Below are 12,742 nucleotides of genomic sequence, written 5' to 3'. Positions count from 1 at the left end.
GCGTCTCAGGCTGGTGCCGGCAGTGCCTGGCCTTCCATGAAGGTGCGGTTGCGTCCCGCCTTCTTGGCGGCATAGAGGTATTCGTCCGCGCGCTCTACCGCCGCCCACAGGTCGGCTCCCTGGCGGAGTTCCACCACGCCGATGCTGCAGGTGATCGACGTTTCGGCCGGCAGGCCGTCCAAGCGGGTTTGCTGGATTTCGAGGCGCAGCCTTTCGGCGAACCGGTAGGCGCTCGCCAGCGGCTTTCCCTTCAGCACGACCACGAACTCCTCGCCGCCGATGCGAGCGATTATGTCCTCGCTGCGTGCGACCTTGCGGATAACGCCGGCGAAGCCGACCAGAACCGCGTCGCCGGCAGCGTGGCCGTATGTGTCGTTTACCGCCTTGAAGTTGTCGATGTCACAAACGACCAGGGAGGACGTCTTCCTGGCGCTTTCGCCATGCAGGCTGCGACTGCGCCATTCCAGACCGCGCCGGTTGAGCAGCCCGGTCAGCGGGTCGTTGTCGCGCTCGCCGCGTAGCGCGGTGACGACGTCCACGCTTGTGACGCCAAGCAGGCCGAGTGCGGTGCCGGCGCCAAGCAGCGACAGCGTGATCTGTACCCAGGTCCAGAAGGTCGAGGCGCCGAAAGCATCGAGATTCCCGCCCGAAAAGGCGCTGATCGTCAGCATCGTGCGCGGGAAGAAGTGCAGCCCCACCGCCACGACCAGCCAGAACATCGCACGGTCGGTGCCCTCGCCGAACCGGAGGAACCTGGCCTGCCAGGCGATGATCAGGAGAATCGTGCCGAGGCCGAAATTGAGGATGTAGGCTCGCGCGACCAGGCTGCGGTCGACGTAGAAGAAATAGACGATGCCGACGAGAACCAGCGCCGCGATGAGCACCGGCAGCGCCCGCGCCAGCTTGCGCCCCGAGCGGCGCAGAACGCCCTCGCCGAGGAGCAGCACGCCGAGACAATACAGGGTGATCGAAGCGACGGTGTTGAGCCCGATGTCGTGTGGCCAGAAGGTGACCTGCCCGAGCGCCGCAAGACCGACGCAGAGATAGGAGAACGCGAAGAGCAACAGGTGGCTTCGCGTCCGCTCCAGCAGCCATGCGCCGAGGAAGCTCAGCGAAAACAGCAACATGAGTACCGGGGCCACGAACTTCACGATCGAAAACCATTTTTTCCGAAGAGGCGTGGCCCGGCGGCGGCTACGCCTGGAGTGCAATGTCAGAAGCACATATGCGTTTTCGCCGGCCCACGCGTGTGACGTAGCGTAGTATGGTAAACCAACTGATAAGGCGGCCGGCGCTCCGGCCTTCGGCTCAGGACTGCGCCGGCGCGATGGTGCGCAGGAAGCCGGCGAGATCGTCGGTGACGAAGTCGACGGCGTCGTCATAGGCCGGGTCGCGTTCCCAGATCTCCGAGAAGGTCGGCTCGAAATTGTGCGGCACGATCAGCACCGTCTGCATGCCGAGCGCCTTGGGCACGATGAGGTTGCGCGCAAGGTCCTCGAACATGGCGGCGTTGGGGCCGGCGATGCGGTGTAGCGCCAGGAACTTGTCGTAGGTCTGCTGCGCCGGCTTCGGCATCAGTTCGGCGGCGACGATGTCGAAGATGTCATCGAAATGGTCGAGGATGCCGAGCTGGCGCGCCGCGCGCTCGGCATGGTCGCGATTGCCATTGGTGAAGATGAACTTGCGGCCGGGAAGCGCCTTGATCGCCTCGCCCAGCGCCGGGTCGGGCGCCAGCCAGGAATAGTCGATGTCGTGGACCTTGTTGAGGAAGTCGTCCGGATCGATGTTGTGGCGCGCCATCAGGCCTGCCAGCGTGGTGCCGTATTGCTGGTACAGCTCCTTCTGCAACTTGCGCGCGTCCTCGCGCGGCAGCTGCAGCAGCTCGGACACATAAGCCGTCATCCGCACATCGATCTGCGAAAACAGATTGGTGTGGTGCGGATAGAGCGTGTTGTCGAGGTCGAACACCCAGTCGGTAACGCGGGCGAAGCGGGCAGAGTCAGGCAATTCAGTCATGCCGTCCTTATGGCACGGTTCGTAACGCTTGTATCCACAGGGTTGTAAAAAATTCGACGCCGGCGGCGGCCGGATATTCGTTCAAAATTTACTGATGCGTGAAACGGGACGTTCAGCGTCGTCTGCCATGCAGGCGGCTTGGAGTTGGGGGCCCGATGAAAAGCATAATCCTGAGAGCGACGATCGTTGCCGTCCTTGCCACCGTGGGCTCCCTGCTGGTCGCGGTGACGGTCGTGCCCTTGCTGGGCGGCACGGTGGACGGCAATGCGTGGCTGATGCTGATCCTGTGTCCGCTGCTCACGGCCTTTCCGGCGAGCGCCTACACCTTCTGGCAGAGCGACCGGCTGAAGCAGGCCCATCGTGAACTGGCCCGCGCGCACGCACAACTTGCCGCCACCCACCGCGCGCTCGCCGAAAAGGCCTCTCGCGACGACATGACCGGCATGCTGAACCGGGAAAGCTTCTTTGCCGCGCTCGACGGTTCGCGCCGGCGCAGCGACCGCGGCGCGCTGCTCATCATTGATGCCGACCACTTCAAGAAGATCAACGACAATTTCGGTCACCTGACCGGCGACGACGCGCTTCTGGAGATCGCCGCTGCGATTTCACGCGGCGTGCGCAGCGGCGATGTGCTGGGCCGCATTGGCGGTGAGGAGTTCGGCGCCTTCCTGATCGGCGCGACCGAGACGGAGGCAGCGGCCGTCGCCGAGCGCATCCGGCGCGAGGTCGAACAGGTGTGCTTCCAGCCGGCCGACGCGGAGCAGATTCCGCTGACCGTGAGCATCGGCGGCACGGTCTGCGCACTCGGTGCCACTGTTTCCGAGCTCATGCGCGCCGCCGACCGCCGCCTCTATGAGGCCAAGAACGGCGGCCGCAACCTGGCCATCGTCGGCGGCCTATTGAGCACCGCCTAGAATTCATATCCATTTGCATATTCTATGAGAGGAGCGCGGCCACATCCTGGGCTGCGCCCGTTTTGCTTGTGCAGTGCACAAAGGGCATGGAGGGGCATTCCAGCAGGTGTCGTCCACCAGATTTGTTGAGGGGGGATATTTGCAAATGCATAGATTTGCCCCTAATGATATCGGCGGAGGCCGCGATCTGTTTTGCGGACAAGGGAAGAGGAAACTTTTCATGAAGACGAATGAAGTGCTCGGCCAGCTGGCCGAACTGCTCCTGTCGGGGGGCGTCGAGGTTGTGGACCTGTCCGGCGTGCTCGGCCCGGATACGCCGCTTTTGAAGCTGCCGCCGGAACTGGCAGTCGATACGCCCAAGATCGAGATCCACGAAATCTCCGCCTATGACAAGAACGGCCCGTTCTGGGCCTGGAACTGGCTGAAGGTCGGCGAGCACTCGGGCACGCATTTCGATGCGCCCAAGCACTGGATCACCGGCAAGGACTATGCCGACGGTGCGACCGACACCATCTCGGTCAAGAATTTCGTCGCGCCGGTCAATGTCATCGACTGCTCGAAGGAAGCGGCCGAGAACCACGACTTCCTGCTCACCGTCGACCACATCAAGGCCTGGGAAGCCAAGCACGGCGCCATCAAGGCCGGCGAGTGGGTGGTGATGCGCACCGACTGGTACAAGCGCAATGGCTCGGAAGCCGACTTCCTCAATGCCGACGAGACCGGCCCGCACACGCCTGGACCGACGGCCGAAGCGATCGAATACATCATCTCGACCGGCGCTATCGGCTGGGGCACGGAAGCGATCGGCACCGATGCCGGCCAGGCCGGCGGCATGAACCCGCCGTTCCCGGCACACAACCTGATGCACAAGGCCAACCGCTATGGCCTCGCGAGCCTCTGCAATCTCGACCGCCTGCCGGCGAAGGGTGCTATCCTGATTGCCGCGCCGCTCAAGATCAAGAGCGGCACGGGCAGCCCGATCCGCGCGATGGCGCTGGTTCCGACGGCCTAGTGGCTCGGGACGAAGGGTGCGGCAGGCCGCACTCTTCCTGACAGGGCTTGGCGCGCGTCGGTGCGCGCCGTTCCCGTCCGGGCAGGGCGGTGGCCTCTGGCCATGCGCCCGCAGGGAGAATGTGATGGACCAGACCGGCTCGGAAAAGCAGCAGCGCATCTCGACCCTTGGCGAGATCGGCCTGCAGCAGTTCGCGCCCTACCTGATGAACCGCATCATGGGGCGCTACAACGTCACGCTGCGCGAAGACCTGCGCAAGCAGGGGCTGACCGTACCGCAGGTGCGGGCGCTTGCCGTGCTGTCGGTGGCCGATGGTGTCACCATCAACGACCTGTCGGTCTACAGCGTCATCGAGCAGTCCACCATGAGCCGCACGCTCGACGCGCTGGAGGCGCAGGGGCTGGTGCGGCGCGAGGCCTGCGACGACGACAGCCGGGTGCGCAAGATCTTCCTGACCGACGAGGGCAGGGCCGAGTTCAACCGCGCCTGGCCGGCCATGCACGATGCGTTCGAGGCGATGTTCGCGGATATCGACGATGGCGAATACGCCGCCTTCGTTGCGACCCTGCAGAAGATGCTGCGCAACATACGCAAGCACGACATCTGAACCGAAATTACCCATGCGTGCGCCAGAGGCGCCGCATCCGATGTGAAGGAGGCTTCCAATGGCTGAACGGTCCTTTGTGAAGGAAGTCGAAAAGCTGCGCCTGGGCGAAGGCGAGGAATTTTCCGGCGAAGGCATTTTGGCCATCACCAAGGCGCTGCTGGAATGCGGCGTCGGCTATGTCGGCGGCTATCAGGGCGCGCCGATCAGCCATCTGATGGACGTGCTGGCCGATGCGCAGGACATACTGGGTGAGCTCGGCGTGCATTTCGAGGCGAGCGCCTCGGAAGCCACCGCCACCGCCATGCTGGCCGCTTCGGTGCATTATCCGATCCGCGGTGCCGCCACCTTCAAGTCCACCGTCGGCACCAACGTCGCCTCCGACGCGCTGGCCAACCTCGCTTCCGGCGGCGTCACCGGCGGTGCGCTGATCATCGTCGGCGAGGACTATGGCGAAGGCTCCTCGATCATGCAGGAGCGCAGCCATGCTTTTGCGATGAAGAGCCAGGTGTGGCTGCTCGACCCGCGCCCGAACCTGCCCTCCATCGTCAAGGCGGTCGAAGACGGCTTCGAGCTGTCGGAGGCGTCGAACACGCCGGTCATGCTGCAGGTGCGCATTCGCTGCTGCCACGTGCATGGCAGCTTCACCGCCAGGGACAACAAGCGTCCGGCCATGACGGTGGCCGACGCGCTCGAAAACCCGCGCCGCGACACCGGCCGTATCGTGCTGCCGCCCGCCTCCTTCATCCACGAGAAAGAGAAGGTTGCCAAGCGCTGGCCGGCGGCGGTCGACTTCATCCGCTCGCGCAAGATCAACGAGTTCTTCGGCCCGGACATGGCTCGGGTCGGCATCGTCTGCCAGGGCGGCATGTACAATTCGGTGATGCGCGCGCTGGAGCGTATCGGCCTCGCCGACATCTATGGCGAGACGGAAGTGCCGATCTATGTGCTCAATGCCGTCTACCCGCTGATCGACGACGAGTTTTTGGGCTTCTGCGAGGGCAAGGATGCCGTGCTCGTCGTCGAGGAAGGCCAGCCCAACTATATCGAGCAGGCTTTTGGCAACATGCTGCACAAGGCCGGCCGCGACACGCGCGTGGTCGGCAAGGAATACCTGCCGGTTGCCGGCGAATATACCGGACAGGTGATGCTGGACGGCCTCACTGCCTTCCTGCGCGAGACCGCCCCGCACATGCTGCCGGTGCAGGTCCGCGCGCCCAACAAGCAGGACGACGGCAACGAGCTTTCCAACCTCGCGGCCATCGTGCCGGGCCGTCCGCCCGGTTTCTGCACGGGCTGCCCGGAGCGCCCGATCTTTGCCGCCACCAAACTGGTGGAGCAGGAACTGGGGCAGCACCACATCGCCTCCGACATAGGCTGCCATCTGTTCTCGATCATGCCGCCCTTCGAACTGGGCGCGACGACGATGGGCTATGGCCTCGGGCCGGCTTCGGCCTCGGCCTTCAACTCGCCGGACGCAAAGCGCCGCTCGATCTCCTTCGTCGGCGACGGCGGCTTCTGGCACAACGGCCTGACGTCTTCGATCGGCAATGCCGTGTTCAACAAGAACGACGGCGTTATCGTCATCGTCGACAATTTTTACTCCGCAGCCACCGGCGGGCAGGATATCTTATCCTCGCGCGCCAGCAACAAGACCAAGTCCACGAAGCATCCCATCACCGAGGCGGTGAAGGGCATGGGCGTGAAATGGGTGCGCCACCTCGAGCGTACCTATGACGTGGGCAAGATGCGCGACACGCTGCGCGAGGCGCTGACGACCGAGGAGAGCGGACCAAAAGTCATCGTCGCTTCGTCCGAATGCATGCTCAACCGCCAGCGCCGCGAAAAGCCGCTGGTGGCCAATGCCATCAAGGGCGGCGAGCGCGTGGTGAAGCCGAAATTCGGCGTGGACGAGGATATCTGCACCGGCGACCACGCCTGCATGCGGCTGTCCGGCTGTCCGTCGCTGTCGGTGAAGTCGCTGGACGATCCGCTGCGCGACGATCCCGTCGCGCATATCGACCAGACCTGCGTGGGCTGCGGCAATTGCGGCGAAGTGGCTGATGCGGCGGTGCTGTGCCCCTCCTTCTACCGCGCCGATGTGGTGCACAATCCCGGCAAGTGGGACCAGTTTTTGGAAAAGATGCGCCGCAAGTTCATCGGTTTCATGCAGCGGCGTCGCGAAAGCCGCCGCCTGACTTTCGCGGATGCGTGACATGACAGTTCTGGCTCCGAAGACCCCGAAGCTCGCCGCCGATGGCGGCATCATCAAGCTGGCCGCGCTCGCCGTGGGCGGGCAGGGCGGCGGCGTGCTGACCGACTGGATCACCGACGTTGCCGAGCGCAACGGCTATCTGGCGCAGTCGACCTCGGTTGCGGGCGTGGCCCAGCGCACGGGTGCTACGATCTATTACGTCGAGATGTGCCGGGACACCGGCCGCCGGCCGATCTTCGCGCTTTCGCCGGCACAGGGCGACGTCGATATCCTGATCGCAGCCGAGCTGATGGAAGCCGGCCGCGCGGTCATGCGCGGTTTCGTGACGCCGGATCGCACGACGCTGATCGCCTCCTCGCACCGCATTGCCGCGGTGTCGGAAAAGATCGAGCCGGGCGACGGGCGCGCCTCGTCGGAAAAGGTACGCGCGGCGGCCGAACAGGCTGCAAAACGTCTTGTCGCATTCGACATGGAAAAGGTGGCGGTCGATGCCGGCTCGGTGATCTCGTCGAGCCTGTTCGGTGCGCTGGCGGGCTCCGGCGCTCTGCCATTCCCGCGCGAAAGCTATGAGGAGACGATCCGCGCTTCCGGCCGAGGCGTGAAGGCGAGCCTTGCCGCCTTTGCCGGCGCCTATGAGCGCACGCGGCGCCTTGTCGAGGAGGGCATCGAGCCCGACGCCGCTCCCGCCCAGTCGGTGAAGATTTCTTCGCACGGCGTGACGGGTCCCGATAGATTGATAATGGGCTGGCAGGCGCTGCGAACGCGTGTCGATGCCTATCCCGAGGCTGTGCGCGACATGGCCGGGCGCGGGTTGCAAAAAGTGGTCGATTATCAGGACCTGACCTATGGCGCCGAATATCTCGACCGCGTCGACCAGGCGCTGAAGCTGGACGATGCAGGCCATGACTATGCGCTGTCGATCGCTGCGGCAAAACATGTCGCCAACGCCATGTGCTACGACGACATGATCCGCGTGGCCGACCTCAAGACCCGCTCCAGCCGCGACCGGCGCGTGCGCAAGGAGGTCGGCGTCAAGGACGGCAACATCCTGCAGGTGACGGAGTATTTCCACCCGCGCATCGAGGAATTCTGCGGCACCATGCCGGCGGCGCTGGGCACCTATATCGAGAGCCGGCCGAAGCTTGCCGGCTGGCTCGACCGCCGCATCAACCATGGAAGGCGCGTCCGCACTGACAGCTTTGCCGGCTTTGCGGCGCTCTGGTTCATCGGCGGATTGAGGCGCTGGCGGCGCAAGTTGTTGCGCCACAAGGTCGAGGCCGAGCATCTGGAGCGCTGGTACAAGCAGGCGCTGGACTGCGTGGCGAGCGACTATGCGCTGGCGGTGGAGATCCTCAACTGCCGCCGCCTGATCAAGGGCTACAGCGACACACATGTGCGGGCGCAGTCGAAATTCGACCGCGTGCTTTCCGGCCTGCCGCTGCTCGAGGGGCGCCCGGACGCCGCCGACTGGCTGCGCCGCCTGCGCGAAGCCGCGTTGAAGGACGAGAAGGGCACCATGCTCGACGGCGCGCTGAAGACGATCGCGACGCTGTAGATCCGATCGAGCCTCGAAACGCTCTGAGCGGCCAGTGATGCCTCACTGCCGCATGGGCGAAACGTTGCCCGCACGCATGGCGAGACGCACCAGGTCGGCCTGCCCGGATGCGCCGGTCTTGCCGTAGACGCTCTTGAGCTGGGAGCGGATCGTCTCGCGCGCCAGACCCGCGGCGGCGGCGATTTCCTCGATCGTCCGTCCAATGACGATGCCGGTCATTGCGCGCGTTTCCGCTGCCGTCAGGTTGAACGCGCGGGCCAGATGCTCGAAATCGACAGCCCGGCTGCCGGCATGCGGCGGCTCCGCCAGAACGATGACGGTCGGCCCTTCGAAGAAGGTCGATATGCGGTCCTTCTGGACGAGGATGAAGGTCAGCTTGAACGAGTCGATGAAGAGGCTCTGCACGGTCTGGCCCGCAAAGCCTTGCTCCAGCATGGTGCGCAGCAGCGACGTGGCCTCGGACGAGCGCAGCGTCAGCTTGCAGAGCGGAGATGTGCCGATGGTGCTGCCTTCGGCCAGCATCCGTTCGCCGGTGGCGGACACGGTCTTGACCTGCATTCCGTCGCCGACGATGACCAGCCCGACATCGACGGCATCGAACAGCGAGCCGCCGATCTCGGTCACCGCCCTCTGGAACGGCCCGGCGCGATAATGCCGGAAGGCGCGCTGAAGATGCGGCGCAAGCCGCGTCAGCCGGTCTGCCGCTAGGCGATTGAACTCGAGGTTGGCGCTGCTCGTCAGCGTGCTGAGCACGAAGGAGCAGCCGCTTTCGCGGTAGATGGTCACGCCCACCGCGCTCTCCAGGCCGTTGGCGCGCATGAAGTCGCTGTAGTATTCGGACTTCACGAGATTGTCGCGGGCATACATCTGCTCGGCCAGCACGCCGAGCCCTAGCGGCCGGGTGGTTGCCCCCTTCATCATCGGATTGACGCTGGCATAGTGGCTGCCATAGTCGGCGAGAGCCTGCTCGCTGAAACCCGTGCTCAGCGATATGCCGCCGACATTCCGGTGGGCGTCATGGAAGAACAGCGTCGAGGCGCCGTTCGGCAGCGTGTCGCTCAGCCTGTCCAGAAATTGCTGCCACGAAACTTCGCCCAGAAGCGAGGCGTAGATGAGTTCGACCAGTTCGTCGTCGACCGCACCTATCCGATCCAAGGCGGACACCCCGGCCTGCTCCCGCCGTCCAGGGCAAGCAGCCTTGCGATCATTTCTTGTCCCCCCACGTCTCCTGAGCCTGGCGCTGCTCAGGACGACAGTTCATTGCGGAAGGAATGATAGTCGGGGCTCCGTCAGGCTGACAATAGGCTTGCGGCCGGCAGGTATGGTGGGCATGGCCCGCCGCGTGGCGTGAGGCAGAGTCTTTGCCTAGTTCTGTGCCGGCCGGACAAAGGCCGAGATGAAGACCAGCAGCCAGCCGATGATCAGTAGTGTTCCGCCGATCGGCGCGGCATAGGGAAACAGCCGGTCGCCCAGATAGTCGCGGGCCAGAAGGTCGCCGACGAACAGGATCAGGCCGGCCAGCAGCACGAAGCCGGAAAAGCGCAGCAGCCTGGTGGCCGCCATCAGGCCGATGGCCAGAAGGGCGGGCGCGTGCATCAGCAGGAAGGACGAAGCGGTTTGCATATGTGCGCCGCCTGCATGCGCGGCCATGGCCGCCACGACCACGCCGGCCGCGCCGGCGAGCCCGCCTGCGCCTAGAAGAAAACGGTCGCTATGCATGGCGGCCTCCTCGATTGTTCCTCGACTGGTTGCTGCAAACTATAGAACCTTTCGCGGCCAGATTGAATCGCATCTGCCAGCGACAATTCGGCCGAGGTCTGCGGACGTACACCTGAGGAGCGCCGCGTTGCAGTTCCCCGGCGCCGGCTCGGCCCGGCGCAACCGGCCGTAAGCTGTGGATGGCTTTCCTGTGGACCCAGTTTTCGCCGCCATCTTCGGCGATTGGCATGGTGGCGCGATCGGACCTATGGTCGCTGCCCTATCGACACTGGAAACGACATGGCCGCAGACATTCAACGCATTGCCGCGCTCATAGCGGTCGACATCAACGCCAGACCCGACCAGGCCGCCGCGGCCATCGGGCTTTTGGATAAGGGCGCGACCGTTCCCTTCATCGCCCGCTACCGCAAGGAAGTCACCGGCGGCCTCGACGACACGCAGCTGCGCAATCTGGCTGAGCGGCTGATCTATGTGCGCGAGATGGATGCGCGCCGGGCGACGATCCTCGAATCGATCCGCAGCCAGGGCAAGCTGACCGAGGAATTGGAAACGGCGATTGTCGCTGTCACCACCAAGGCCGAGTTGGAAGACCTTTATCTGCCCTACAAGCCCAAGCGCCGCACCCGCGCCGAGATCGCCCGCGAGCGCGGGCTGGGGCCGCTGGCCGAGGCGATCCTGGCCGACCGCGCGGCTGTGCCGGCGGAACTCGCTCAAGCCTACCTCACCGACGATGTGCCGGACGTGAAGACCGCGCTGGACGGCGCGCGCGACATCATCTCCGAACAGTTCGCCGAAAACGCCGATCTGGTCGGCCGCCTGCGCAACCACATGAAGGAGCGCGCCTTCCTGCGGGCCAAGGTGGTGGACGGCAAGCAGGAGGCCGGCGCAAAGTTCTCGGACTATTTCGACCACACCGAACGCTGGGCCAATGTGCCGAGCCACCGCGCGCTGGCCATGCTGCGCGGCCGCAACGAGGAGGTGCTGTCGCTCGACATCGAGGTGGATGCCGACGACACCTCGCCGGTGAAGCCAGTGGAGCGCATGATTGCCGAGGCCTACGCCATCGGACGGCAGGGCGCGGGCGACCAGTGGCTGGCCGAGGTCGCCGGCTGGACCTGGCGCGTAAAGCTCTCGCTGTCTCTGTCGCTCGACCTGATGCGCGAACTGCGCGAAAAGTCCGAGGAAGAGGCGATCCGCGTCTTCGCCCGCAACCTGAAAGACCTATTGCTGGCAGCACCCGCCGGCTCGCGCGCCACCATGGGCCTCGATCCGGGCATCCGCACCGGCGTCAAGGTGGCCGTGGTCGACCAGACCGGCAAGCTGCTCGACACGACCACCGTCTATCCCTTCCCGCCGAAGAACGACGTGCGCGGCACGCAAGCGGAGCTGGCGAGCCTCATCCGCAAGCACAAGGTCGAGCTGGTCGCCATCGGCAACGGCACCGGCAGCCGCGAAACCGAAAAGCTCGTGGCCGACATGCTGGCCGCCATGCCTGCACCCAAGCCGCTGAAGGTCATCGTCAGCGAGGCGGGTGCTTCGGTCTATTCGGCGTCGGAGACGGCGGCGGCCGAGTTCCCCAATCTCGACGTGTCGCTGCGTGGTGCGGTGTCGATCGGGCGGCGCCTGCAGGACCCGCTGGCCGAGCTGGTCAAGATCGAGCCGAAGTCGATCGGCGTCGGCCAGTACCAGCACGATGTCGATCAGTATCGTCTGGCGCGTTCGCTGGATGCTGTGGTCGAAGATGCGGTGAACGCGGTGGGTGTGGATCTCAACACGGCGTCCGCAGCACTTTTGGCGCGTGTGTCCGGCCTTGGCACCTCGCTTGCGGAAGCCGTCGTCGCGCATCGCGACGCCAATGGTCCGTTTGCCAGCCGCAAGGACCTATTGAAGGTTAGCCGGCTTGGCCAGCGCACTTTCGAGCAATGCGCGGGCTTCCTGCGCATTCCGAACGGCGCCGAGCCGCTGGACGCTTCGGCCGTGCACCCGGAAGCCTATGGCGTGGCCAAGAAAATCGTTGCCGCCTGCGGCCGCGACCTGCGCGCGCTGATGGGGGACAGCGCAGTGCTCAAGGCGGTCGACCCGCGCGCTTTCGTGGACGAGCGCTTCGGCCTGCCCACGGTGCGCGACATCATCGCGGAGCTGGAAAAGCCCGGCCGCGACCCGCGCCCGGAATTCAAGACCGCGACCTTCGCCGACGGCATCGACGACATCAAGGACCTGAAACCCGGCATGATGCTGGAGGGCACGGTGACCAACGTTGCCGCCTTCGGCGCCTTCGTCGACATCGGCGTGCATCAGGACGGGCTCGTGCACCTGTCGCAACTGGCCGACCGCTTCGTGAAGGACGCGCATGAGGTGGTGAAGGCAGGCGACGTGGTGAAGGTGCGCGTGGTCGAGGTCGACATCAAGCGCAAGCGCATCAGCCTGACCATGCGCAAGCACGATGATGGCGCGGGCGCGCGCCCGGGCGGCGGCTCGCGTGACGACCGCTCGCAGAGCCGCGGCGGTGGCGGCAAGACGTTCAAGTCGGCCCCGCAGCAGAAGGGCGGCGGGACGTCGCAGGGCGCTTTCGGCGCTGCGCTCTTGGAGGCCATGAAGCGCAAATAGTCGGCTCTACTCCAAGGGACAAAAGATCGACGCCGGTGGGAGGGATCCCGCCGGCGTTTTTCTTTGCCTGCCACGCCTCGGGCCTGTCGACCCCGGCGCC

The 12,742-nt window shown here is 65.1% G+C and carries 10 protein-coding genes; 6 read left to right on the top strand and 4 right to left on the bottom strand.

Annotated features, from left to right (window positions below):
* Window positions 1-5: 5 nt before the first annotated feature.
* On the bottom strand, window positions 6-1,151 hold the full coding sequence (locus ABLE85_RS07815; protein ID WP_348792156.1) for a GGDEF domain-containing protein: 1,146 nt from the start codon (window positions 1,149-1,151) through the stop codon (window positions 6-8).
* Window positions 1,152-1,308: 157 nt separating this feature from the next.
* A complete protein-coding gene (locus tag ABLE85_RS07810) occupies window positions 1,309-2,016 on the bottom strand; it encodes a pyrimidine 5'-nucleotidase (protein ID WP_348792155.1) in 708 nt (235 codons plus the stop codon).
* A 155-nt stretch (window positions 2,017-2,171) separates the two neighbouring features.
* On the opposite strand from ABLE85_RS07810, the gene ABLE85_RS07805 reads away from it, so the two are divergent.
* The 5 genes from ABLE85_RS07805 to ABLE85_RS07785 all read left to right on the top strand — a co-directional run bounded on the left by ABLE85_RS07805 (window position 2,172) and on the right by ABLE85_RS07785 (window position 8,316).
* The gene (locus tag ABLE85_RS07805; protein WP_348792154.1) at window positions 2,172-2,930 is read left to right on the top strand and encodes a GGDEF domain-containing protein; all 759 of its coding nucleotides are present in this window, start codon (window positions 2,172-2,174) and stop codon (window positions 2,928-2,930) included.
* 220 nt (window positions 2,931-3,150) lie between these two features.
* Entirely contained in the window at window positions 3,151-3,942 is a 792-nt protein-coding gene (locus ABLE85_RS07800) for a cyclase family protein (protein ID WP_348792153.1), read from the top strand.
* Between the two features lie 124 nt (window positions 3,943-4,066).
* Window positions 4,067-4,549 (top strand): MarR family transcriptional regulator, encoded by a 483-nt coding sequence (locus ABLE85_RS07795; protein WP_348792152.1) that lies wholly within the window; start codon window positions 4,067-4,069, stop codon window positions 4,547-4,549.
* Between the two features lie 58 nt (window positions 4,550-4,607).
* Window positions 4,608-6,761 (top strand): indolepyruvate ferredoxin oxidoreductase subunit alpha, encoded by a 2,154-nt coding sequence (locus ABLE85_RS07790; RefSeq protein ID WP_348792151.1) that lies wholly within the window; start codon window positions 4,608-4,610, stop codon window positions 6,759-6,761.
* A gap of 1 nt (window position 6,762) precedes the next feature.
* Entirely contained in the window at window positions 6,763-8,316 is a 1,554-nt protein-coding gene (locus tag ABLE85_RS07785) for an indolepyruvate oxidoreductase subunit beta family protein (protein WP_348792150.1), read from the top strand.
* Between the two features lie 42 nt (window positions 8,317-8,358).
* Here ABLE85_RS07785 and ABLE85_RS07780 read toward each other — a convergent pair whose 3' ends face one another.
* Both ABLE85_RS07780 and ABLE85_RS07775 read right to left on the bottom strand, forming a co-directional pair.
* Entirely contained in the window at window positions 8,359-9,480 is a 1,122-nt protein-coding gene (locus ABLE85_RS07780) for a helix-turn-helix transcriptional regulator (RefSeq protein WP_348792149.1), read from the bottom strand.
* Between the two features lie 201 nt (window positions 9,481-9,681).
* Window positions 9,682-10,035 carry a DUF423 domain-containing protein gene (locus tag ABLE85_RS07775; RefSeq protein WP_348792148.1) on the bottom strand — a complete coding sequence of 118 codons (354 nt, stop codon included), beginning with the start codon at window positions 10,033-10,035 and terminating at the stop codon, window positions 9,682-9,684.
* Between the two features lie 279 nt (window positions 10,036-10,314).
* Here ABLE85_RS07775 and ABLE85_RS07770 point away from each other — a divergent pair, with 279 nt between their 5' ends.
* Entirely contained in the window at window positions 10,315-12,642 is a 2,328-nt protein-coding gene (locus tag ABLE85_RS07770; RefSeq protein ID WP_348792147.1) for a Tex family protein, read from the top strand.
* The last annotated feature ends 100 nt before the right edge of the window (window positions 12,643-12,742 follow it).

The sequence above is a fragment of the Mesorhizobium sp. KR1-2 genome, assembly GCF_040045035.1.
Classification (GTDB): domain Bacteria; phylum Pseudomonadota; class Alphaproteobacteria; order Rhizobiales; family Rhizobiaceae; genus Pseudaminobacter.
The sequence above is the reverse complement of the archived record's forward strand: the minus strand, read 5'-3'. Positions and strand labels throughout refer to the sequence as shown.